At 34.9% G+C, this 26,250-nt stretch carries 17 protein-coding genes and 1 pseudogene; 16 read left to right on the top strand and 2 right to left on the bottom strand.

From position 1 onward, the window contains the following. Window positions 1–22: 22 nt before the first annotated feature. Together BWZ20_RS13260 and BWZ20_RS13255 are read left to right on the top strand one after the other, a co-directional pair. On the top strand, window positions 23–3,010 hold the full coding sequence (locus BWZ20_RS13260; RefSeq protein WP_076620645.1) for an amidohydrolase family protein: 2,988 nt from the start codon (window positions 23–25) through the stop codon (window positions 3,008–3,010). Between the two features lie 11 nt (window positions 3,011–3,021). Further along, window positions 3,022–4,335, top strand: a complete 1,314-nt coding sequence (locus BWZ20_RS13255; RefSeq protein ID WP_076620644.1) for an amidohydrolase family protein — start codon at window positions 3,022–3,024, stop codon at window positions 4,333–4,335. Window positions 4,336–4,434: 99 nt separating this feature from the next. Here BWZ20_RS13255 and BWZ20_RS13250 read toward each other — a convergent pair whose 3' ends face one another. Beyond that, the gene (locus BWZ20_RS13250; protein ID WP_076620643.1) at window positions 4,435–5,232 is read right to left on the bottom strand and encodes a DUF6503 family protein; all 798 of its coding nucleotides are present in this window, start codon (window positions 5,230–5,232) and stop codon (window positions 4,435–4,437) included. A gap of 110 nt (window positions 5,233–5,342) precedes the next feature. Continuing rightward, a complete protein-coding gene (locus tag BWZ20_RS13245) occupies window positions 5,343–9,038 on the bottom strand; it encodes a choice-of-anchor L domain-containing protein (protein WP_076620642.1) in 3,696 nt (1,231 codons plus the stop codon). 131 nt (window positions 9,039–9,169) lie between these two features. Here BWZ20_RS13245 and BWZ20_RS13240 point away from each other — a divergent pair, with 131 nt between their 5' ends. The 14 genes and pseudogenes from BWZ20_RS13240 (at window position 9,170) to BWZ20_RS13175 (ending at window position 26,116) form a co-directional block, all read left to right on the top strand. Then, window positions 9,170–9,967, top strand: a complete 798-nt coding sequence (locus tag BWZ20_RS13240; RefSeq protein ID WP_076620641.1) for a TrmH family RNA methyltransferase — start codon at window positions 9,170–9,172, stop codon at window positions 9,965–9,967. 138 nt (window positions 9,968–10,105) lie between these two features. Beyond that, window positions 10,106–11,338: a M48 family metallopeptidase gene (locus BWZ20_RS13235; RefSeq protein ID WP_076620640.1), complete on the top strand. Its 1,233-nt coding sequence runs from the start codon at window positions 10,106–10,108 to the stop codon at window positions 11,336–11,338. Window positions 11,339–11,432: 94 nt separating this feature from the next. Next, the gene (locus tag BWZ20_RS13230; RefSeq protein ID WP_076620637.1) at window positions 11,433–11,873 is read left to right on the top strand and encodes a 2-dehydro-3-deoxyphosphooctonate aldolase; all 441 of its coding nucleotides are present in this window, start codon (window positions 11,433–11,435) and stop codon (window positions 11,871–11,873) included. A gap of 155 nt (window positions 11,874–12,028) precedes the next feature. After that, window positions 12,029–14,234, top strand: a pseudogene (locus BWZ20_RS13225) (RelA/SpoT family protein). A 105-nt stretch (window positions 14,235–14,339) separates the two neighbouring features. Further along, window positions 14,340–14,792, top strand: a complete 453-nt coding sequence (locus tag BWZ20_RS13220; RefSeq protein WP_076620634.1) for a Fur family transcriptional regulator — start codon at window positions 14,340–14,342, stop codon at window positions 14,790–14,792. Window positions 14,793–14,805: 13 nt separating this feature from the next. After that, window positions 14,806–16,086 carry an adenylosuccinate synthase gene (locus tag BWZ20_RS13215; RefSeq protein WP_076620630.1) on the top strand — a complete coding sequence of 427 codons (1,281 nt, stop codon included), beginning with the start codon at window positions 14,806–14,808 and terminating at the stop codon, window positions 16,084–16,086. A 14-nt stretch (window positions 16,087–16,100) separates the two neighbouring features. Next, a complete protein-coding gene (locus BWZ20_RS13210; RefSeq protein ID WP_076620627.1) occupies window positions 16,101–16,544 on the top strand; it encodes a hypothetical protein in 444 nt (147 codons plus the stop codon). Between the two features lie 40 nt (window positions 16,545–16,584). Beyond that, window positions 16,585–18,441 carry an OstA-like protein gene (locus tag BWZ20_RS13205; RefSeq protein ID WP_232217114.1) on the top strand — a complete coding sequence of 619 codons (1,857 nt, stop codon included), beginning with the start codon at window positions 16,585–16,587 and terminating at the stop codon, window positions 18,439–18,441. Beyond that, window positions 18,442–19,617 carry an aspartate aminotransferase family protein gene (locus BWZ20_RS13200; protein WP_076620622.1) on the top strand — a complete coding sequence of 392 codons (1,176 nt, stop codon included), beginning with the start codon at window positions 18,442–18,444 and terminating at the stop codon, window positions 19,615–19,617. A gap of 157 nt (window positions 19,618–19,774) precedes the next feature. Next, window positions 19,775–21,181, top strand: a complete 1,407-nt coding sequence (locus BWZ20_RS13195; RefSeq protein WP_076620619.1) for a tetratricopeptide repeat protein — start codon at window positions 19,775–19,777, stop codon at window positions 21,179–21,181. 36 nt (window positions 21,182–21,217) lie between these two features. Further along, entirely contained in the window at window positions 21,218–22,186 is a 969-nt protein-coding gene (locus BWZ20_RS13190; RefSeq protein ID WP_076620617.1) for a DUF368 domain-containing protein, read from the top strand. After that, a complete protein-coding gene (locus BWZ20_RS13185; protein ID WP_076620615.1) occupies window positions 22,186–23,205 on the top strand; it encodes a DUF368 domain-containing protein in 1,020 nt (339 codons plus the stop codon). The genes BWZ20_RS13190 and BWZ20_RS13185 overlap by 1 nt, the downstream gene beginning before the upstream one ends. Beyond that, window positions 23,174–23,929: a shikimate dehydrogenase family protein gene (locus tag BWZ20_RS13180; protein ID WP_076620613.1), complete on the top strand. Its 756-nt coding sequence runs from the start codon at window positions 23,174–23,176 to the stop codon at window positions 23,927–23,929. Before BWZ20_RS13185 ends, BWZ20_RS13180 begins: the two co-directional genes overlap by 32 nt. Before the next feature lie 225 nt (window positions 23,930–24,154). Further along, window positions 24,155–26,116 carry a DUF349 domain-containing protein gene (locus BWZ20_RS13175; protein WP_076620611.1) on the top strand — a complete coding sequence of 654 codons (1,962 nt, stop codon included), beginning with the start codon at window positions 24,155–24,157 and terminating at the stop codon, window positions 26,114–26,116. The last annotated feature ends 134 nt before the right edge of the window (window positions 26,117–26,250 follow it).

The following is a 26,250-nucleotide window of genomic DNA, read 5'->3' as shown; positions in this document are numbered from 1 at the left end:
AATCTAATTAACTAACCATTTTATGACAAAAGTTTTTTTACGGCTGCTCATCCTTATGTTCAGTTTTTCGCTATTTGCGCAAGATTACTTTCCAAGTAATACTGGTGTAAAATCTAAAAATACTAATTACACTGCGCTTACCAATGCTACAATTTACGTTTCTCCAACAGAGGTTTTAAACAATGCTACTTTATTAATTAAAGACGGTAAAGTTGTAAACGTAGGTACTTCAGTAAACATTCCGAAAAACACCACAACTATTGATGTTTCAGGAAAAACCATTTACCCATCATTTATAGATCTTTACACGACGTTTGGTGTAAAAACCCCAGAACGTAGTGGCAATGGCCCAAGATATGGTGCTAGCAGAAGTGGCTTTTATTGGAATGACCACGTGATGCCAGAACAAGATGTAATGGCAAGTTTTAACTACGATTCTAAATCAGCATCAGAACTGCACCAACTTGGTTTTGGTGTAGTTAATACGCACATGCCAGATGGTATAGTTAGAGGAACTGGTGCGCTTATTGCCTTAAATAATGATGCGGATAATTCTCTGCGCGTTGTCGATGGCGAAACCACACAGCATTTTTCGTTTCGTAAAAGTGTAAAATCACGTCAATCTTACCCTTCATCCATTATGGGAAGCATGGCGTTATTGAGACAAATGTACAACGATGCCAAATGGTATGCAGGTGGCAATGTAGACACTAAAGATTTATCATTAGAAGCCTTAAATAAAAACACATCGCTTTTACAAATTTTTGAAGCTGGTAGTAGAGCTAATCTATTAAGAGCTGATAAAGTTGGTGATGAATCTAACGTGCAATATACCATCGTTGGTGGTGGTGATGAATACGAACGCATTAACGAAGTAAAGCAAACTAATGCTACAATTATTCTACCGATTGACTTTAGATTGGCTTACGATGTTGAAAATGCACACTTAGCTTCAACATTATCATTGAGCGATATGCGTGCTTGGAATCAAGAGCCACATAACCCAAGATTATTAGCTGAAAATGGAATCAATTTCGCCTTAACAACACATGGTTTAAAGTCTAAAAAATCCTTTAAATCTAATTTACTAAAAGCCATAGAAAGCGGACTTTCCAAACAAAAAGCACTTGAAGCGTTAACTACAGTTCCTGCTTCGTTATTAGGAAAATCCGATGTTTTAGGTACTTTAAAAGCTGGTAGCTATGCCAACTTTTTAATTACTTCTGGAGATATTTTTGAAAAGAACACAAAACTCTTTGAAAACTGGGTGCAAGGTGAAGCGCATGTTATTGAAGACATGAACACCAGAGATATTGACGGTGATTACACATTTAAATTAGCAGGCGAAGATTACAAACTATCCATTTCTGGGAGTACATCAAAACCTAGTGCAAAACTTGAAAGTGGAGACCATCAATTAGGTTCTAAATTAAACTACGCAAATGATTGGGTCAACCTCACCTTTAAAACTGCAGATAGTACTAAGAGTGAATTCATTAGAGTTGTAGCCAATGCCGCAAATAACAACAGTCTTAATGGTAAAGCCATTTTACCTAATGGTAACGAATTGTCATTCTTTGCCAGTAAAGCAAGTTCAAACGAGCAAGACGACTCTAAGAAAAATGTTAAGAAAGACTCAGAAGCCGCAAACGAAAGTATGAGTCCTATCACCTATCCTAATCTGGCATTCGGATTTACAGAACAACCAAAATCTGAAACCTTATTATTCAAAAATGCTACGGTTTGGACCAACGAAAATGATGGTATTTTAGAAAATACCGATTTGCTAATTAAAAACGGTAAGATTTCAAAAATCGGTAAAAACCTTTCAGACAAAAATGCTACCGTAATTGATGCTACAGGAAAACACATCACTGCTGGAATCATTGACGAGCATTCACACATTGCAGCTGCTTCTATTAACGAAGGAGGACAAAACTCTTCTGCCGAAGTTACCATTGAAGATGTTATAGACGAGGAAGACATTAATATATATCGAAACCTTGCTGGTGGAGTGACATCGATTCAGATTTTACATGGTTCTGCAAATCCTATTGGTGGTCGCTCTGCGATTATTAAATTAAAATGGGGAGAATCTGCAGATAACCTCATTTACGATAATTCGCCAAAGTTTATAAAATTCGCTTTAGGTGAAAACGTAAAACAATCGAGATCTAGTAGAAATGAGCGTTTCCCACAATCGCGTATGGGAGTTGAGCAGGTTTTTGTAGATTATTTTACAAGAGCAAAAGCTTATGACGATGCCAAAAAAAGCGGCAAACCATATCGTAAGGATTATGAGATGGAAGTTTTAGCTGAAATTTTAAATAAAGAACGCTTCATTTCTTGCCACTCTTATGTGCAAAGTGAAATAAATATGTTAATGAAAGTTGCAGAGCAATTCGACTTCAACGTTAACACCTTTACACATATACTTGAAGGTTATAAAGTTGCTGATAAAATGAAAGATCATGGTGTTGGTGGCTCAACCTTTAGTGATTGGTGGGCTTATAAATACGAAGTTAATGATGCCATACCTTACAACGCATCCATAATGCACAATGCAGGTGTGGTTACTGCGATTAATAGTGATGATGCAGAGATGGCACGTCGATTGAATCAAGAAGCTGCAAAGTCTGTAAAATATGGTAATGTTAGCGAAGAAGATGCATTAAAATTTGTGACTTTAAATCCGGCGAAACTGCTGCATTTAGATGACAGAGTTGGTAGCCTAAAAGTTGGTAAAGATGCTGATGTTGTTTTATGGTCAGACCATCCACTTTCAGTGTATGCAAAACCTGAAAAAACAATCATTGAAGGTGTAACTTACTTTGATTTAGAACGCGACAAACAAATGCGAAAAGCCATTAAAAAAGAAAAAAGCGAGCTTATTAATAGCATGCTTCAAGAGAAAAATAAAGGGTTGAAAACACAGCCTATCCAGAAGAAAGAAAAAGAATTATTGCATTGCGATTCTATGGATGGAGAGCATACTACACATCACCATTAAAACTTATTAAAATGAAAACATTAAAATCTATAAATATTGTTCTTTTAATGCTGTGTGTTACTTTCAATTTTGCACAGCAAACACCTGCACCACAACAAACTAAGGATTTTGCTATTGTTGGTGCAACAGCACATATTGGCAACGGAGATGTTATTGAAAATAGTATCATTGTAGTAAGCAATGGTAAAATAACAACGATTGGTCCTGAAACTTCTACTCCACTTACAAGACAGGCTATGGATATCATTGACGCCAAAGGCAAACACGTGTATCCTGGATTTATAGTATCTAACGGAACCTTAGGTTTGGTTGAAGTCGATGCCGTAAAAGCCTCTAACGATCTTTCTGAAATGGGTACTTTTAATCCTAATGTTCGTAGCATTATTGCTTATAATGCCGAGTCTAAAGTAGTAGAATCTATGCGACCTAATGGTGTTTTACTAGGTCAAGTAGTGCCTCGAGGTGGACGTATTACAGGAACCTCATCTATTGTACAATACGATGCATGGAACTGGGAAGATGCATCTATTAAAACAGACGATGGTATTCATATTAACTGGCCTAGTAGCTTTAGTCGTGGTCGTTGGTGGCTGGGTGAAGATCCTGGATTAAAACCAAACAAAAATTATAGCACTCAGGTTAAAGAATTATCAGATTATTTTGCCGAAGCTAAGGCTTACAATACAGGCAGTAAAAAAGACAAACACTTGCCATATGAAGCAATGTCTGGTCTGTTTGATGGTTCTAAACATTTATATATTAATGCAGATGATGCTAAAAGTATTACGGACGCTGTAAACTTTGCAAAAAATCAAGGTATAGAAAAGCTAACTATTGTTGGTGGCTACCAAGCTAGCGATGTGGCTGATGTTTTAAAACAAAATAATGTATCAGTAATGTTAAGACGTGTACATTCATTACCAGAATTAGAAGACCATGATTATGATTACACCTTTAAACAAGCTAAAGCATTAGTGGATGCAGGTGTATTGGTCTCTCTAGAAACTAGCGGACAAATGGAACGTATGAACTCTAGAAATTTACCATTTTACGCAGGCACAACAGTTGCTCACGGATTAACGAAAGAGCAAGCGCTTCAATTAATAACATTAAATGCGGCCAAAATAATGGGTATTGACGATCTATATGGAAGCTTAGAAGTTGGTAAAAGCGCAACTCTTTTTATTAGCGAAGGTGATGCTTTAGATATGCGAACTAATAAGTTGACACATGCTTTTATTGATGGTAGAAACATAAGTTTAGAAACACATCAAACAAAGCTTTGGAAACGTTATTCTGAAAAATATAAGAATCAGGAAAACTAGAAACTAAAAAAAGCGAGCTAAATAGCTCGCTTTTTTTTATTTGCCGTCATTCTTAACTCGTTTCAGAATCTAAAACAAGTTCAGATTGACAAATTTCTATCATTGTACAATATTTGCACCTTCTGGCATTTTAAATATTGTTGCTTCTGGTGCTCTTTTAGATAGCGAAACATCTGTAAACTCAACTGTATTTCGTTTTTCTGTTGGCAGGTTGTTTTCGTACTTATACCAATCTACAGATTTAGGTAATTTTAAACCATTAATGATTTGCCAATTGTTATAACGAATAAAATGAAAATCTTTACTTTTTTCATCCTTACCAAAAGTTACTGTATATCCTAACCATGCCATTTCTCCTGTGGCTTCATCATAGTATATTTTATATTGATCGTCTGGAGACTCACCAACTCCAGATTCGTAAGAAATTAGAATTCCTGAATAGGATTTTCCATCAAAAGTAAGTGATTCAATAGCTTCATACATAATGCCATCATCACCTAAAACAAAAGGCATGGCGTAAAAATAAAACATTAAACCTTTGTAAAACTTTGCATTGCCCTTGTACTGTTTATTATTCTTTTCTAAAACCCATTGCGTTGTACCATCATAACCCATTTTATAATCTGGTGTTTCAATAACTTCAGCTCTGGTTTTTAGATTTAAGGTGGTCACTTCTTTTCCGTTTGGTTTTTCCATGGTGAAGGAAAGCGACTTCATGGTATTCCAAGTATCTATTCCACCATGTGCATTAAACACTTTGGTAATTGACTCTGGATAAATACTAGTGGTAATGTCTTCTTTTGACACTTCATTGACAACTGTAGATTCTGTCTGTTTTTCGTTTTTACAAGCTGAAAATAATACGGTAATAAGTAAAAGGCAAATTGTTTTTTTCATGGTTAGATTTATTAATTGCTAAATTGGACGAAATCTATTTTTAAACATTACAAAAAAAGCTTCAGAATTAATCTGAAGCTTTTTTTCGAAGAATATTATAATCTTATGTTTTATTCAACAATCAACTTTTCAGTAATGGTGTTATTTCCACTTCTTAGTTGAATAAAATACAATCCTGAATTTAAGGTAGATACATCTAATTCTACAGTATTATTAAATTCCTTATTCGGAATATTAATCATCTTACCTTGAATGTCTACCAAAGATACCGTCGTTGAATTTAAAACATTTTGACTTAATGTAACCTTTACTTTGTCTTTTGCTGGGTTTGGGAAAACACTAATCTCTACACCTTCAAAATCATTGATAGAAAGTGGCTCAACAAAAGTTGTATTGAATGTATTTGTAATTACAGGTGCATTGAAATCAAAATAAATGGCTGCGGTATTCGGTATAATATCACCAAGCGCATATCCTGGCTGTGGCCTTATTCTAAAGTACACAAAACCGATACTACCTGCTGCATCATCTTGCTCTGCTGGTAAATTAATATTATCAAAATACCATTCTAAGTCCTTACCTGTTCTCGTTATTACATAGTCATGACTGGAACGCAACATCTGAAATGTTGATTCATCTAGTTGAGCATTTAGTTCATCTTCTATTCTTACAAAAATAGCTTCGGCTGTACCTAAATTCTGAAAACGAATAGTATAATACAACCACTGATCACTAGTTACAAATTCATCATATACAATCTCTGGTCCATGAGCTTCCATTTTATCATTAGGATCGTAAGAACCGACCACTACTTCGGTTAAAGTTGAGGTATTATTATTTGCAACCGTATCGTTAGTATCTGTTATATAAGAAGCAGAATTAGTAACGATCTCGTCTAAAGCTACAGTTACAGGTGTCTGTAAAGTTATTTCTACTGTTTCACTAGAACCAGCTGTAAAATCTACAAAGTCTAATGTAAAGCCAGAAGCCGTTGTTGTGATGGACATGTTAGGGTTACTTAGCGTAGTCGAGTTAATTTCCAAGTTTTCATCTAAAGTAAATTCAATTGAGCCATTGGCAATATCTCCACCGAGTAGATTCTCAATAATCAACAAATTGGTATGCTCAAAACCAGGACGTGGTGGTGCAAAAGGGTTGACTAAATACACAGCTAAGTCTTCGCAAGCTAGATTGTCTACCACAGGAAAATCTATATTAGCAACTTCACCAAATAAAACTCCAACATCTTCAATAGAAGATAGACTTTGTGTATAACAACTTGAAGAATCTTCATTTACTAAAAATGAAATGTTATAAATATCATTTTCATCTGTACTAGCTATTGTAAAACTTCCTGTTGATGTATTAACCACGCTTACAATACCATCGTTATTTTTTTCGTAGGTAAAAGATCCATTTGTAAAAGCTGTTTCGTCAATATCAATTGTGCCATTATTGTTAAAGTCATTAAAAGCACTAACATTAATTAGTCCAATATTACCCAAATTAAAACTATCGCCTTCTAAAAAAATTGCGGTATCCCAAATGCTATCACTTTGGTCAGCTACAACTAGTTTTATTTCGTACTCAGTATTTGGTATTACAGAAGCTGATGCTGTTAAAACAGCTGTTCTACCATTGTAATTAGTATCTCCAATACTATAGCCTTCAAAATATTCTGTATTGCTCGCACAATTTTGAGCATTATTAACATTAGTAACATTTACTGGTGTTCCGTCCGGTAATACTGCTAAATTTGTATATTCAGTAGTACCTACCTCTCTTAATAAGAAAGCAAAACTATCTGAGAAAAAACACTCCGAACTACCGTCGTATTCTTCAGAAGCTAATAAATACCTAAAGCTAATCTGGTCTCCTCTTGGTATGAAGTTGAATTTAATAAACGCTGCATCGTTAGTATTGGTAATATTAAGAGCGTTTTCTAAATCTATATCACCTGGCTGACCAATATCATTACTTACTAAACTAGTAACGGTAGTATTACCGCCTTGATAGGCAACTCCCGTAGATAAAACTATCCCTTCTTCAAATGGAAAATTCTGAGCGCCTTCTCTATTGAAATAACCGTAGTTTTTTGTCTCTAGATCTGTAGGGTTTCCGTTTACCTGAGAAGAAAAAATGTTTACAGAAGCATCCTCTGATGTAAAAACGTTAAAGATTAGCTCTTCTAATGACAAATAAGATTCAGGATCATTAGCGTTATTAATAGATACTATATTGTCCAATATCTCAACCGGAATTATCATACTTTCTTCACATCCTATAGGGTTATTGTCTTGTACAGTTAGCGTAACATCATATGTGCCAGGAACTGTAAATGTATGCATCGCACTTTCTCCTGTAGCTGTATTGCCATCTCCAAAATCCCAATTAAAGATAGCACCTGTTCCGTTATCTGAAAACGTCGCACCAGCGCTAAAAGTAACTTCTTCAATATTTGAAGCTATTATAACTCCGTTTTCATTGGCTTCTGGAACAGTACTATCAATTGAAGGAGTGATATCTTGGCAAGATTGAAAACAATTAACATCAGCCATCCAGCCATTCGTGTTTCCAGATACATTTGAAATAAAAGTAACCGTTAAACATCCACTAGCATTAATTTCTGAAGCTATCACTTCTCCTGGAGTATTTAGGCCAGAAAATATGCCTATTAAATTAGCATTCGTGCTATCTCCATCATATATTGATAACGAATCTGCACTTAATTGTGAGGTGAAATATGTAAAATTTAATCCTATAAGATCACCATCTACATCAGGACAAAATGTAATGGTGTAATTTTCATCATTAGAATAATTTTCATCTAAACCACCTGAATCTGTAAAAATGCCACTACAAGCGCTAAAAGTGCCATTTTGCATTGTAATAACTTCTTCTGTATTACAGTTTGTATCCAAAATTAAATCAAAAGAAGTTGTGTTATAACAACCTGTAACATCATCTTCCAATCTTACAAAAATCGTCTGTGGATTTGATGTATTTGTATAAGGTGAAAGAAGAGCATTTATACCACTCTCGGCATCAACTAAAGTTTCATGAAACGATGCTGTAACACCTATTTGATTATCTAAAACCTGTGCCAACACATCTTCTAATACAAACGATTCGAATCCGTCATTATCGTCATCACACAATTGAAGAGGGTTTGGTTGGTTGGCAAATGGTGTTGGATTTACAATTAAATCAAAAGTAGTTATACTATAACACCCTGTATCTGTATCAGTTACTACAACATAAATCGCCTGCGGATTAAAGGTGTTTGTGTATTGTGTTGGGTTTTGTATTGCATTAAATTGTGCAACAGCATCGTCTAGAGTCTCATAATAAGTTACTGCCCAAGTGACATTGCCTCCCGTTATTTCACTATCTTTTACTGTTAAATCAAAAACAGTATTTTCATCACCATTATCATCACAAAATTCAAGAGGTGTTGGTTGTATAGCTATAGGAGTTGGATTCACAATTAAATCAAAAGACGTGGTGTCATAATTTCCTGTTGAACCTTCTACCCTTGCGAATATGGTTTGTGGGTTAGATATATTAGTATATAATGACGGAATAGCATTTACTCCACTTTCTGCATCCGCTAAAGTCTCATGATATGTTATTATCACATTTGTCTGACTTCCAATAATTTGCGCATTCAAAATTGTTAAATCAAACTCTGCAAACCCATCATTGTCATCATCACAAACAACTAAGTCCGATGGTTGATTAGCAATTTGAGAAAATGCATTTAATAAAAAGAAGCAAAAAGAAACCGTGAGTAATAATTTTTTCATAGTGGATTGATTAGATAGTTCTATAATGTAGATAGTAAAACTGTAAAAGGGTTGCGCCTCAATTAAGTTTTATTTCAATTTCTTAATAATATATGCTGTAAATTTGCACTTATAAAAGGACGCTTCAATATATGTCAAAACAAATAACCAGCACACAAAACCCATTAATTAAAAACTTGGTTCAATTAAAGGAAAAGTCGAGACAACGAAAGAAAACTGGGCAGTTTTTAATTGAAGGGAAGCGCGAACTCTCTTTGGCTATAAAAGGTGGCTACAATATTGAAACAGTTTTGTTCTTTCCAGATTTATTTTCAGAGAGTGAAGCCAAATCAATGAGTCGTTATGGTATTGACATCATTGAAATTTCAAAAGAGGTATTCCAAAAATTGGCACATCGAGACACAACAGAAGGTGTTATTGCAGTAGTAAATAGCAAAACACATCGACTTGAAGACTTAAAACTCACCAATAAAAACCCTCTGATTTTAGTTGCTGAAGCACCAGAAAAACCTGGCAATGTTGGCGCATTGTTGAGAACCGCTGATGCTGCTAATGTAGATGCTGTGATTATTGCTAATCCAAAGTCAGACTTATACAACCCAAATATTATTCGCTCTAGTGTAGGTTGTGTGTTTACGACTGAAATTGCTATGGCAAGCACTACCGAAGCTATCGATTTTTTAAAATATTACGGTTTCAATATTTTTTCGGCTATTCTGCAAGAGTCACAACCGTATCATAATCAAGATTATACGTTACCAACAGCTATTGTGGTTGGCACAGAGGCTACAGGTTTAACCCAAGAATGGCGAGATGCCACAACCCAAAATATTAGCATACCCATGCAAGGTGTTATCGATTCTATGAATGTGTCTGTTGCCGCAGGAATTCTTATTTTTGAAGCTAAAAGACAACGAGATTTTAAATGAATTGAACAACGTCAGTTCGAGTGATTTTCGAAGAATGAGAAAATCGTATCGAGAACCTAATAAGGTAAAAAGCTTCTCGATACAAAATTCCTAAGAGAATTTCACTCAAAGTGACGGAACAAAACATATCACAAAGCAATGACCGCAGATATTCTTTTCTACATCATCATAGCCATAATCCTTATCAACTTTATAAAGGATAAAATTCTAGACGCATTAAATGCCAAACATTTTAATGACAAAATTCCAGTAGAATTAAATGATGTATACGATGAAGACGAGTACAAAAAATCGCAAGCCTACAAAGCCACTAATTACAGATTTGGCATTTGGTCTTCCTTATTTTCACTTGTATTGACTTTAGGTTTTCTGTTTTTGGATGGTTTTGAATATGTAGATAATATAGCAAGGAGCTATTCTGAAAATACAATAATTATTGGTTTGATTTTCTTCGGTATTATTATGATTGCTAGTGATATCATTACAACACCATTTGCTTATTACAAAACGTTTGTGATTGAAGAAAAATTTGGTTTTAATAAAACCACAAAAAAGACCTTTGTGTTAGACAAGCTAAAAAGCTTACTGATGATGATTCTTCTTGGTGGTGCCATTATTGCCTTAATTATTTGGTTTTATCAACTTACTAAAAGCCAATTCTGGCTCTATGCTTGGGGAATTGTAACGGTATTTACGGTTTTTATGAATATGTTTTACTCACGATTAATCGTACCCATGTTCAATAAACAAACCCCTTTAGAAGATGGCGAGCTACGCAATAAAATTTCAGATTATGCAAAGTCTGTTGGCTTTAGCCTCAATAAAATTTTCATTATCGATGGTTCTAAACGCAGTACCAAAGCCAATGCCTATTTCTCAGGTTTTGGAAGTGAAAAACGCGTTACGCTTTACGACACTTTAGTTAATGATTTAGAGGATGAAGAAATCGTAGCGGTTTTAGCACACGAGGTTGGGCACTACAAACGCAAGCACATTATTTTTAATTTGGTCTCTTCTGTTCTGCTCACAGGACTTACACTTTATGTATTATCAATTTTTATTTCCAATCCATTATTGTCTAATGCCATTGGTGTAGCAAATCCTAGTTTTCATGTTGGTCTCATTGCTTTTGGATTGCTCTATTCACCAATTTCGGAACTCACAGATTTAATAATGAATTACGTCTCAAGAGTTTTTGAATACCAAGCCGATGATTATGCCAAAAACACATACAAGGCTGAGCCATTAATTACATCCTTAAAAAAGCTTTCAAAAAATAGTTTGAGCAACCTCACACCTCACAAAGCGTATGTGTTTATGCATTACTCGCATCCGACGTTGTTACAAAGAGTTAGGAATTTAAGCAAGTGATGCACTTGACTTAATAAAATAAAAAGACGAACTTCGTAATCAAAGGATATAAATTTATTTTCTAAAACGTCTGAACGATCAAAACAAACAATAAATGAATAGACAAATATTAACATTAGGAATATTTTCAATCTTTCTTTCTTGCGCTTCAACCAAGGAAGCATCCAAAAATACTGCTCAAATCCTTCGTGATAATAGTACATTTTTGGTTACAGAAATATCTACTGATAAAACTTATGGCTATTCACCAAAAAATCCAGTTGAGGTTGGTGGTGCTAAAAACTCTGAAGGCCCAAGAAATGAAAGAAGATTTCTTAATGCACTTGCAGGACCAAATGGCGAAAAAATCTCATACTATAGAGCTGGGAGTTGTTGCCCTATTAAAAGTAGCAATGACCCTTATGGCTTTGGTAGCGTGATGTTAGATAACTATCGTGTTACTTGGAAAAATGCAAAAGATACAGTTTCAATATACATTAACATGTATGACTCCTCAAAACTAAAAGCTCCTGTTGGGTTTACAATCAAAGAATAAAAGACGAACTTCGTTATCGGTGGATATAATCAACCTATACTGAGCGAGGTCGAAGTATCAAAACGGATTCATATCCATAACGCTAACAAAACCACCAAAAATTTCCTTCAAAAATCCCATTGCCTATCTCATAGACTTTGTTTACTTTAGTTGTTATGACGGAAGTAGACATTGAAAAAGAAAATGCAGCCATTGCACAAGCCTACAAAGAGTTACTCCGAGTAAGCTATCAAACCTTAAGCAAAGACGATAAAAAATTAATTCGCCATGCCTTTGAGGTAGCATTAGATGCGCACAAAGACCAACGACGCAAATCTGGTGAAGCCTACATATTTCATCCAATTGCTGTGGCAAAAATTGTTGCTCAAGAAATTGGTTTAGATGCTACCTCTATTGCTGCAGCACTGCTTCACGATGTAGTTGAGGATAACCCAGATTACACCATTGCAGATATGGAGCTCCTTTTTGGCGATACCGTTGCTCGCATTGTCGATGGACTCACCAAAATATCTGTGCTCAATAGAGAAATGGATGTGTCGTTGCAAGCAGAAAATTTCCGCAAAATGTTGCTAACGCTTAATGAAGATGTCCGTGTTATCATTATTAAAATCGCCGACCGTTTGCACAATATGCAGACCATGGATTCTATGCGAGACGATAAACAGGTAAAAATCGCATCAGAAACCTTATATATCTATGCACCATTAGCACACAGAATAGGGCTTTACAATATTAAAACAGAGCTTGAAGATTTAGGCCTAAAATACACTGAACCCGAAGTTTATAATGACATTGCAGAGAAAATGCAAGAGAGTAAGGAAGAACAAGATGCCTATATTAACGCCTTTTCTAAAGTCATTGAAAAATCGTTAAATAAAGAGGGTCTCAATTACGAAATTAAAGGACGACCAAAATCCATTTTTAGTATACGACGAAAAATGGTAAAACAAGGGGTTTCCTTCGATGAAGTCTATGATAAATTTGCGGTTAGAATAATCTACAAATCAGATTTTGAAAACGAAAAGTTTCTGGCTTGGAAAATTTATTCCATAGTTACAGACCACTTTACGCCAAATCCAATTCGTTTGCGCGATTGGATTTCGTCTCCAAAATCTACAGGCTACGAAGCACTGCATATAACTGTTGTAGGACCAAAAAGTCGTTGGGTAGAAGTGCAAATCCGAAGTGAACGCATGAACGAAATTGCCGAAAAAGGCTATGCCGCACATTACAAATACAAAAATGCCAACGACAAAGAGGATAATTTAGATCTATGGATTAAGACTCCAAGAAGCGTTAGAAAATAATGAAGCTAATGCTGTGGATTTTGTAGAGCAGTTTAAACTTAATTTATATTCAAAAGAAATCTTTGTGTTTTCACCAAAAGGTGACTTAAAATCCTTACCCAAAGGTGCCACTCCTCTAGATTTCGCATTTAGTATTCATACTGAAGTGGGTATGAAAACTCGCGGAGCTAAAGTTAACGGTAAATTGGTGCCACTTAGCCATGAGTTGCAAAGTGGTGACCGTGTAGAAATCTTAACCTCAGATAATGCCAAACCAAACGCAAACTGGTTAGATTATGCAACCACTGCCAGAGCACGAAGTAAAATTAAATCGGCATTAAACGCACATACTAAAGAGATTGCCGAAGAGGGCAAGGAAATTTTGAGGCGTAAATTAAAACAGCTCAAAATTACACTTAACCAAAAGGCGGTAAACGAGTTGGTCAACTACTTTAAGCTAAAAACCTCGTTAGATTTATTTTACCGTGTTGGTATTGGCACTATAGACAATGCAAAGCTTAAAGCCTTTGCTTCATCAAGAAGCAATGCTTTTATGACTTATATAAAGAATAAAATTCGTAAACCAGATATTTCTAAAGATATCGATAAGGATGAGATTACATCCAAGTACGATATGCTTGTTTTTGGTAAGGAAGAAGAGCGTCTTAATTATACATTGGCCAACTGTTGCAATCCAATTCCTGGCGATCAGGTATTTGGTTTTGTTACCATAAACGATGGTATTAAGGTACACAAAAAAAACTGCCCTAACGCTGTAAGTTTACAATCTAACTATGCCTACAGAATAATGCAAGCTAAATGGATAGATTCATCACAACGAACGTATACCTCACATATTAAATTATCTGGGATTGACAATCTTGGCTTGGTAAATGATATTACAAAACTCATTTCAGAAAACCTTCATGTTAATATGAAAAGTATAAGCTTTTCTAGTGATGACGGTATTTTTAACGGAGATATAACGGTTGAAGTTAAAAACCAAACCATGCTAAAAAATCTAATCGATAAACTCAAAAAAATTAATGGTATTGATAAGGTGACAAGAGTTTGATTTTTTCGGTTTAAAAACTATTGAAAACTTGTTCATTTCTTTCAGTTTTAATGTAAAATTAAATTAATCATATCCTATATTTTTACGTAAATTTGTACCTCAATTATGAATGCAACTACAGAAGAAAGTAATCAGGAAATTGTAAAACGTGTTTTTACCCAATTCCTTGAAGATAAAGGCCATAGAAAAACACCTGAACGCTATGCTATACTTCAGGAAATATACGATAGTCAAGAACATTTTGATATAGAATCACTCTACATTAAAATGAAAAACAAAAACTATCGTGTGAGTAGGGCCACACTTTACAATACCATAGAATTGCTTTTAGAATGTGCATTGGTGCGCAAACACCAATTTGGTCAAAACCAAGCGCATTACGAAAAGTCATACTTCGATAAGCAGCACGACCATGTAATTCTTACCGATACAGGTGAGGTTATAGAATTCTGTGATCCTCGCATTCAGTCCATAAAAAAAACCATCGAAGAGGTTTTTAATATTGAGATAACTAATCATTCACTATACTTTTACGGCAATCGTAAAAAAGACGACTAACTAATTTTTTAAAATGGCAGTAGACTTACTACTTGGATTACAATGGGGAGATGAAGGCAAAGGGAAAATTGTCGATGTATTCACCTCTAAATACGATATTATTGCACGCTTTCAAGGTGGGCCAAACGCTGGTCATACTTTAGTTTTTAATGGCAGAAAGCACGTGTTACATACTATACCTTCTGGGATTTTTCATGACAATACCGTAAATTTGGTCGGTAACGGAGTAGTTATAGATCCTGTTATTTTTAAAAAAGAATTAGACAAATTAGACGAACAGAATGTTGACTATAAAACATCCCTCTGCATCTCGCGTAAGGCACATATCATTTTACCTACGCATCGCTTATTGGATGCTGCGAGCGAAGCTTCAAAAGGGAAAGCAAAAATAGGCTCTACGCTCAAAGGTATTGGGCCAACATACATGGACAAAACTGGTAGAAATGGTATTAGAGTTGGTGATATTGAACTAGCAGATTGGAAAGAAAAATACAGAGCTTTAGCCGATAAGCACGAAGCTATGATAGACTTCTACAATGTAGATATACAATACGATTTAAAAGAGCTAGAAGCAGACTTTTTTAATGCCATCGAGACACTTAAAACCTTAAAGTTTATAGACTCGGAAGAGTACGTTCACCAAGCACAACAATCTGGTAAAACGATTTTAGCAGAAGGTGCTCAAGGATCGCTTTTAGATATCGATTTTGGCACATATCCTTTTGTAACATCATCCAATACTACAGCTGCAGGTGCATGTACAGGTTTAGGTGTGGCACCAAACCAAATAGGAGATGTCTTTGGTATTTTTAAAGCGTATACAACTCGAGTTGGTTCTGGTCCTTTTCCAACAGAATTGTTCGATGAAGATGGTGAAACCATGGGACGTGTTGGCCATGAGTTTGGCGCAACAACAGGTCGCCCAAGACGCTGTGGCTGGTTAGATTTGGTAGCACTTCGTTACGCCTGCCAAGTTAATGGTGTTACGCAATTAATTATGATGAAAGGCGATGTACTTTCTGGTTTTAAGACCTTAAAAGTGTGTACAGCTTACAAGTACAAAGGTGAAACAATCACTCACCTTCCATATAATATTGAAGAAGAAAACGTCACTCCGATTTACACAGAAGTAAAAGGTTGGTCAGAAGGTTTAACGGAAATGACCGAAGCATCACAATTACCAAAAGCCTTTAATGACTATGTTGAGTTTTTAGAAAAAGAACTTAATATTCCTATTACAATAGTGTCTGTTGGTCCTGATCGTAAGCAGACGATTGTTAGAAAAGCACTTTAAGGGTAAAATAAACCATGCTAAGGTCTAAAGCTATTGTTATATTTTTTTTACTTCTTAATTTAACCTCTTGCTTATTTGGTGTTGGACTTGTTGAACATGAATTAGTAGACAGCTTTTGGCTTTTTGCAAGTGGTTCTTACGAAGAAACAGAACTATACTATTCTGATAAAGACCATAACATTTCTTATACATTAGTAGATAGAACAATATTAAAAGTTGGTTATAATGATAAGTTTATTATCATTAAAAGTCGTCCAGAAGGGTTTAATGATAAAATTTACTATCATATTATAGATATAGAAGAGATTAGAAAAGGTAGCTATGACAAAGCTCCATTTTATACATTAGAACAGTTTAAATTACTTAGAAAAAAATTGAATGTCCCTAAAGATTTAAAGTTTTCAATTAACTTTGAAGATAAGCTAAACAACGTTAAAAAAACTGTTAACTCATACTAAAGCTGATTGATGAATGTTATCTTATAAAAAACATACAGCTTTGAATCTCATAAAGAATCTAGTTTTCATCATAACAGTCTTTCTTTCGGCATGTAGCTTTGCACAAGAAAAACAAAAGATTACCATAGAGTATGCTGGTATTACAACATCTGATCCGGAGATTGAAGATGGAGCTTTAATTTTTCTAAGAGATGATTCCCAACAAGTGCATTTCATTCATAAAGGTGTAAATCTATGGTGCGACAAGGCAGTTTATTACCAGGACCAAGATTATATTGAAGCGTTTAGCAACGTAAATATGAAGCAAGGCGACTCTATATCTATGGTTGCAAAATATATAGACTATAGTGGTAAAACTGAAATTGCCGTCGCAAAAGGAGACGTCGTATTAACCGAACCAAATTCGGTATTAACAACAGATAAACTTTATTTTGACAGAACGCGACAACTCGCTTATTATGACACTAGCGGGAAGGTGGTAAGAGATTCGTCTGGTACCATTACCAGTCAAATAGGTCGCTATTATATGAATGCTAAAAAGTATCAATTCACAAAAGATGTTGTTCTTGTAAATCCGGATTATACTTTAAAAACTGAACGCTTAGATTTTTTTCCAGATAATGGCCACGCCTATTTATTTGGGCCTTCAACCATAGTTGGTGAAGAAAGTAACATTTATACAGAACGTGGTTTTTATGATACCAATGCCAATACAGGTTATTTTCAACGTAATGCTAAAATAGATTACGACAACCGAACAATTGAAGGAGATAGTATTTATTTTAATCGTAACAAAAGTTTTGCTTCTGCCACTAACAATATCACCGTTACAGACACTATAAATAATAGCATTGTTAAAGGACATTATGCCGAAGTTTGGCGCGATAAAGATTCTGTTTTCATTACCAAACGAGCCTTAGCAATTACTGTACAAGAAAAAGATTCTGTGTATTTGCATGCAGACACTTTAATGGTAACTGGTAAAGAAGACCATCGTATAACAAGAGCCTATTACAACGCTAGGCTTTACAAAAGTGATCTAGCAGGTAAAGCAGATTCTATTCATGTAGACCACAAAACAGGTTTAACAGAGCTCATAAACCTCAGTAGATTTAGCTCTGGTGATGCTTTTTCAACAGCTCGTAAGCCAGTATTATGGAACATTGGCAACCAAATGACTGGAGATACCATTCATTTAATTTCTAATACAGAAACTGAAAAACTAGACTCTTTAAAAGTGTTTAACAATGCCTTTTTAGTGAGCAAGGACACTATTAGCGAGGATGGTTATAATCAAATAAAAGGTCAGCGGCTTATTGGTTTGTTTAAAGACAATGCGCTTTATAATGTAGATATTATAAAAAATGCTGAAACGATTCGGTATATGCGCAATGAAACAAATGAACTCATTGGTATTCAGAAATCAAAATCTGGCAGTATTAATATTCAGATTGTAGAACAAGCCATAGAAGAAGTGAGATTTATCAATCAGATTGATGGCAATATTTTTCCAGAACCCGATTTTCCGAGAAACGCAAGACGTTTAAGAGGTTTTGATTGGCGTGGTGAAGAACGCCCAGGATCTGTCCAGGATTTATTTAAAGACGATCCGCCTTTAGTATTGCCTAAAATTTCTGGCTTAGAGGACTACGTTCCACCCGAAGATTTCATTGATGACAGCGTTGCAGAACGGATTGAAGAAGCAGGAAAAGCCACACCAAACAAACCAAACAAAGCAGCTCAAAATCTTCCCGAAAAAGAGGATAACGAAAATTCTGAAAACACAAAATCAAAAAAAGAACAAACCATGCAACCAAAGGCAGATTGGTCACCAAAACCTAAGCCTGCCCAGGTTTCTGAAGAGAAGAAAAAGTTGAAAGCAAAAGGGGGAGATTAATTGCAAGCCGATTTTTTTAAATACCAAGCACAAACAACACCGCATCCGTTAGCCATGGAAGTTGGCCATGCCAAGGGTTCTTATATTTTTGATAAAAAAGGAAAAGCCTACTTAGATTTTGTTGCTGGCGTTTCGGCTTGTTCATTAGGTCACTCTCACCCAAAGGTAGTTAATGCCGTTAAACAACAATTAGACAAGTATCTTCATGTCATGGTTTATGGCGAATATATACAAGAGCCAGCAATAGAACTTGCTAAGCTTTTGGCCAAGCATTTACCAGACCCCTTAAAAACCACCTATTTGGTTAATTCGGGCACAGAAGCCATAGAGGGTAGCCTTAAGTTGGCTAGGCGTTACACTGGTAGAGCAGAAATCATAGCTGCTAAAAACTCCTATCACGGCAATACAATGGGCTCTTTGAGTCTTATGGATTATGAAGAACGTAAAACCCCTTTTCTGCCGTTGATTCCAGAGGTTAACCATATTGCTTTTAATTGCGATTGGTGTCTCCAAAAAATCACCAATAATACAGCTGCCGTCATTTTAGAAACCATACAAGGTGGTGCAGGTTTTATCGAGCCACAGAATGACTACCTTCAAAAAGTACAACAGCGCTGTAATGACGTTGGTGCTGTTTTTATATTAGATGAAATTCAACCAGGAATTGGAAGAACTGGTAAACTATTTGGCTTTGAAAACTACAATTGCCAACCAGATATTGTAGTTACAGGCAAAGGTTTAGGTGGAGGTTTGCCTATCGGTGCGTTTACCGCATCTAGAGATATGATGCTATCACTAAGCGATAAACCAAAACTAGGTCACATAACCACCTTTGGAGGCAATCCTGTAATTGCAGCAGCAGCCCTAGCCACTTTAAAAGAAATAACAGAGTCTAATCTTATTGAAGACACACTCAAAAAAGAAAAATTAATTAGGCAATATCTTAAACATAAACATATAAAAGAAATTAGAGGAAAAGGATTAATGCTCGCTGCTATTGTAGAAAATTCTGAAATAACCAATCAAGTCATTCTCAAAGCTCAAAAGAAAGGCTTAATCTTATTTTGGCTACTTTTTGAGCCCAATGCCATAAGAATTACACCTCCACTCACCATTTCTAACGAGGAAATTATTAAAGGTTGTAAAATAATAACTTCAATATTAGACAGTATTTAATCCTTTCCTTTTATTTTAATTAACTGACTAACAACCAAAAACAAGCTTTAATCAAAGTTTAAATCAATGTTAATTAATTTGTTAAAAACAAAAACGCAAAAAACCTCTAACATTTGATGATAACTGTAATTTAGATTAGTGAATCTTAAAACCGCTTATGAATTATAGTCACGAAGACGAAAACTATCCGCTTACAAGATTTGAATCCATGTTAAAAACAAATGATATTTTGTTTTTTGATTCAGATGAATTTGAAAACATCATCCACCATTATCTCGAAAACGGAAAAATTGCTTTAGCAAAGCGCGCTATTAAACTCGGATTAGAACAACACCCAGCATCAATAAATCTTAGGCTATTTCAGGTTGAAATTCTGGTTATAGAGAACAAATTTACCGAAGCAGACGAAATTTTAGACATGCTTCATGATATTGAACCTAACAACGAAGAAATCTACATTCAGAAAGCCAATGTACTGTCTAAGCAAGATCAACACGAAAAAGCAATAAACACGCTTCTAATTGCGATAGATATTTCTTCTACACCTGAAGATGACTCTGATTTGTATGCCTTAATAGGTATGGAATACCTGTTCCTAGACCAGTTCGAAAATGCTGTCATTTATTTTAAAAAGTGTTTAGAAAGCGACACTTCAGACTATTCAGCACTGCACAACATTGTTTACTGTTATGATTTTTTAGACCAGAATGAAGAAGCCATAAGCTACCTTAATAACTTTTTAGACTCAAACCCTTATTGTGAAGTAGCTTGGCATCAGTTAGGACGTCAGTATTTCACCATAAAGGATTATGCAAAAGCTAATGCTGCCTTTGATTTTGCAATTATCTCTGATGATACTTTTGTTGGTGCTTATATTGAAAAAGGAAAAGTTTTAGAAAAACTAAAACAATATGAAGAAGCTATAGAAAATTACAAGGTAACCTTAGCGCTAGATGAACCCACATCGTTTGCTTTGTTAAGAATAGGGTATTGTTATGAAAAACTTGGCAAAGACGATTTGGCCGTACAGTTTTTTAACAAAACCATTGAAGATGATGCCTTATTAGATAAAGGCTGGATAGCCATTACCAAATTCTACATGAAACGCCTAGACTACAATAAAGCGTTAAAATTTATAAAAAAAGCCGTAAATATCGATGGTGAAAACGTACTATACTGGAAACTCTATGCTACTATTAACAAGCGGTTAAATTTTCTCGAAGAAGCCGAAATAGGATATAAGCGCACTTTAGAACTTGGTAACTACGAACTTGATACTTGGTTAGATCGCTCAGACATTCTATTGGCTTTAGGTGAATATGATGCTTCAATTTACAACCTTCTTCAAGCTGCTGAGTTTTATCCTGAAAATCCTGAGATAGAATACAGACTTGGTGGATTGTATTTTATGGTATACCAAACTGAAGAAGGACGTTTTCATTTAAAAAACGCATTGAGACTTAATATAGATTATTGTTTTATCATTACGGAACTCTTTCCTATGCTTGCGCATAGACCAATGGTAAAGGCCATAATTTCGCAAGCAAAGAAGACGATAGACTAAAAAAATCCATACCTTAGCACCTCTTATAAAAAAGAAATGCAAAGACGTTTTTTAGACTATCTTATTATCGCTTTTAAAGGTGTAGCCATGGGTGCTGCGGATGTTGTCCCAGGTGTTTCTGGCGGCACTATAGCTTTTATATCTGGTATTTACGAAGAACTTATTGAAAGCATCGACAAAGTAAATCTCGGTGTTTTTAAAGTATGGAAACAACAAGGTTTTAAAGCGGCTTGGAAATCTATCAATGGCTCATTCCTTTTGGCATTATTTTCTGGAGTTGCTATTAGTATTTTATCGTTGGCAAAACTTATAAAATGGCTTTTACACAACGAGCCTGTATTGTTATGGTCGTTCTTTTTTGGGTTGGTTTTAGCAAGTATAGTCTACATCGCCAAGCAAATAAAAGGTTGGTCGCCAAAAATAATTATAGCCATAATAGCAACTTCTGCTCTTTCCTACTATATAACATTGGCAGAACCATTTGCATCTCCAGACAGTCCATTTTATTTATTATTCTGCGGATTTATTGCCATTATCGCTATGATTTTACCAGGAGTTTCAGGTGCATTTATCCTTTTAATTCTTGGAGCTTATCAAACAGCTATTGATACCATAAACAATTTACGAGATGGACTACTTAATGGTAACATGGAATTATTTAAAGACGCTTTACTAAAGTTTGTTTTACTTGCTGTTGGCGCAGTTGTTGGGTTGAAAGTGTTTTCAAAGGCGCTTAACTGGATGTTTAAACACAAAAAAAATCTGACCCTTGCTATATTAACGGGTTTTATGATTGGCTCTCTTAACAAAATATGGCCCTGGAAAAAAGTTTTAAAAACCAGAGTTAATTCTGATGGAGAAGTAGTGACACTCTTAGACCAGAGCATCTTACCTTCAGCTTATGAAAGCGATAACCAAATGCTTTTAGCTATTATTTTTATTGTTATTGGCTTTGTAACAATTTTAATTCTAGAGCGTTTAGGAGATCAAAAAAACAAAGTCTAATGCAAAGCACCAGAACTTTTAAGGATCGTATTTTTTTGGTCATTAAAGGACTGGCAATGGGAGCTGCTAACAAAGTTCCAGGTGTTTCTGGTGGTGTCGTAGCTTTTGTGGCAGGTTTTTACGAAGAGTTTATTTACTCACTTCAGCGCGTTAATAAGACCGCATTTAAACTACTTTTTAATGGGCGTTTTAAAAGTTTTTATCAATACATAAACGGAAAATTTTTAGGGCTTTTATTCTTAGGAATGGTGGTGAGCTATTTTAGTGTTTCTAAAATACTCGATTACCTCATCGTTAACTTTCAACTTTATGTTTGGAGCGCTTTTTTTGGTATGATACTTGGTTCTATCTATTACATAAGTAAAGATTTTAAAGCGTGGAACAGCAAAACCATTATAGCATTGATTCTTGGTGCAGTTGTTGGTATAAGCATTAGTTTTTTAGATCCTGCAAAAGAAAATGACAACTTATGGTTTGTGTTTTTCTGCGGTATTATTAGCGTCTCTGGTATGACGCTTCCTGGATTTTCAGGTTCGTTCATTTTAATTCTACTGGGAAATTATGTCCTTCTTCTAGTGGATTCTGTTAATGCCCTTTACGATACGCTTTCAGACATTTTTACTGGTAATTTTGAGTTTATTAAAAATGAAGCTCGAATTAGAATGCTTAAAGTGCTTGGTATATTTACGCTCGGCTCTGTAACAGGTTTGGTGACCTTTTCGCACGTTTTAAACTACATTTTACACCATTACAAAAATATTACGCTGGCTACTATTGTTGGATTTATTATTGGGTCGCTCGGCGTAGTTTGGCCATGGAAAGAAACTGTCTATAAAACCAACATGGATGGCAGTTACATTTTAGATTCTACTGGTAAACAAGTCATTGCAAATTACAAGCGTTTTTTCCCTGAAGCTACGACCGAAACTTATATTGCAATTGCGTATATTGGCCTGGGAATTCTCATTGTTTTGGGATTAGAATGGTATGGACAACGCACAAGACAAATTAAAGCTTAAATTCGGACTGGTAGGAAAAAACATCTCCTATTCGTTTTCAAGAGGGTATTTTGGAGACAAATTTTCAAACGAGGGCTTACCGCATACGTATGTGAATTTTGATTTAGAATCAATTGACAAACTAAAGGACATTATTGAAAATACTTCAAACTTAAAAGGTCTTAACGTTACCATTCCTTACAAAGAAGAAGTGATTCCGCTACTAGACAAATTGAATAAACGTGCCAAAAAAATAGGTGCCGTTAACACTATAAAATTTAAAAAAGGTAAGCTAATTGGTTATAATACCGATTACTATGGCTTCAAAAATTCATTAAGTCCACATTTAAAAAAACATCATAAACGTGCCTTAATTCTGGGTACAGGTGGAGCTTCTAAAGCCATTGCGCATGCATTGAAGAAACTTGGTATTGAATATCATTATGTATCACGCATCAAAAGAGAAAGCGCTAACTATATCTATTCTGAATTGACTGAAGACATCATTAGGTCATTTCAAATCATTATAAACTGTACACCTTTAGGAACATTTCCTAATATAAACGAATGTCCTGACATGCCTTACGATGGCATAACAGACAACCATATTTTATACGATCTTATCTATAATCCTGAAGAAACTAAATTCCTTTATTGCGGAAAGATAAAAGGAGCTACAACAATAAATGGCTTAGACATGCTAAAGCTCCAAGCTGAAAAATCTTGGGAAATCTGGAATAAGTAGTGAGTAGTGATTAGTGATTGGTGATTGGTGATTGGTGATTGGTGATTGGTGAAACTAAATTCGAATAAACTTTTATTCAAAGCCTTCAACATTCTTTTTAGCCAACGATTAAATAAATAAACACATCAACGATTAAACAATTACACAAATAAACTTCACCACTTTATTTCCTTTGTAATTCAACACGTTGTTAGTATCTTTAACCCTTAACAAATATTTCGACATATGTCTGAGAATGATAACCTGCAAGATGCAGACGGAAAAAAAGAAGTAGAGTTACAAAACACTGCTCCGCAAGAAGAATCAACACCACAAGTTGAAGAACATACTGATGTGAAAAATGAAAATGAAACTACTAAAGCTCCTAACAATGAACCTAAGGTAGACGCTGATGCACATTCAGAAATTGAAGCTTCTAATGCAGAGGACGCAGAAGACGACTCAAATGCAGAGCGTCATGATGTCGAAGAAAAAGATTACCATGCTATGTCTATGCAAGATTTAGCTGAAGAATTAAACAGACTTTTAAAACATCACAAAATTCAGACCATCTCAAAGCAAGTCAATGAAATTAAAGCCGAATTTAATGCTAAATTCAGTGAGCTTTTAGAGGAGAAAAAAGAAGAATTTATAAACGATGGTGGTAACGAAATAGACTTCTACTACACTAACGACACCAAAAAATTATTCAACCAACTTTATAAAGATTACAAACAAAATATAAGTGCCTACTACAAAGAGCGCGAACATAACTTAAAGCAAAATCTCGAAAACAGATTAGCTATTATTGAAGAAATTAAAGGTCTTCTTTCTGTAGAAGAAAACATGGGTACTACCTATAAAACCTTTAAAGAACTTCAAGAAAAATGGCGTAATGCTGGCCCAATACCAAGAGATAAATACAATAATGCCTGGAACACCTACCATCATCATGTAGAGCGTTTTTACGATTTTTTACATCTTAATAACGACTTGCGTGACATGGACTTTAAACACAACTATGATCAAAAATTAAAGATTATAGAACGTGCCGAAGAACTTGCTAAGGATGACAACGTAAATCGTGCTTTTAGAGAGCTGCAGGTATTACATAAACTTTGGAAAGAGGAACTTGGACCTGTAGCCAAAGAACATAGAGAAGACATCTGGGAACGTTTTAGCAATGCCACAAAAACAATACATGATAAGCGCCAAGCTTACTATGCAGATTTAGACAAAGCTTATGAAAAGAATCTTGAAAAGAAAGAAGAAATCATAGCCAAAATACAAGCTATTGCAGATGATAAAGCTAATGCTCATAGTGCTTGGCAAAAGAAAATAAAAGAAGTTGAAGCACTACGTGAAGCATTTTTTAATGCAGGTAAAGTGCCTTTAAAGGTAAACGAAGCTACTTGGGCAAAGTTTAAAGACACGGTACGAAACTTTAATCGCGGTAAAAATAAATTTTATAAAGATTTAAAGAAAGACCAATACGAAAACCTTCAAAAGAAGAAAGAACTTATAAAAATTGCTGAAGAAAACAAAGACAGTGACGACTTTACAGTTGTTACTCCTTTAATGAAGAAAATTCAAAACGATTGGAAAAAAATTGGTCATGTTCCAAGACGCGATAGCGATAAAATCTGGAAACAGTTTAAAAATGCATGTAACCACTATTTTGACAGAATGCATGCACAACGTAAGGCTGAAAACCAACATTTGTATGATGCGTTTGATAAAAAAGTAAAGCTACTTGATGACTTAAAAGCCATGGAACTAAGTGGTGACAATAAAGCTGATGTAGAAACTTTAAAAACAAAAATTGCCGAATGGAAAGAAGTTGGCTATGTACCACAAAATAAACGCTACATAGATGGTAAATTCTACAAAGCAATAGACGATGCTTTTGATAAGCTAAAAATGGAGAAGTCTAAGTTAGAAATGATAAAATTTGAAAGCAAGCTTGAAAATTTAGCCAACAATGATGATGATACCAGACTTTTAGATAACGAACAAAACTTTATCCGCAAAAAAATTGGCGAGGTAAAATCAGAAATAACGCAGCTTGAAAATAACTTGCAATTTTTCACTAATGTAGATTCAGATAATCCATTGGTAAAAGACGTGCATAAAAACATTGCTAAGCACAAAAAAGAATTAGAAACTTGGAAAGCTAAATTATCTAAGCTTCGTGGAATGTATTCTTAGTTTCTTAACCTCTTTATTAGATAAAAACCAAAACCCATCTGTTACTAACAGATGGGTTTTGTCCTAACTAAACTAAATTAACCTTAATTACAACCGCTTAATAATAATTAAGATTTCCTACTAAGATTATAAAA

The sequence above is a fragment of the Winogradskyella sp. J14-2 genome (assembly GCF_001971725.1).
Lineage (GTDB): Bacteria > Bacteroidota > Bacteroidia > Flavobacteriales > Flavobacteriaceae > Winogradskyella.
This window is presented reverse-complemented; position numbering and strand designations above follow the sequence as displayed.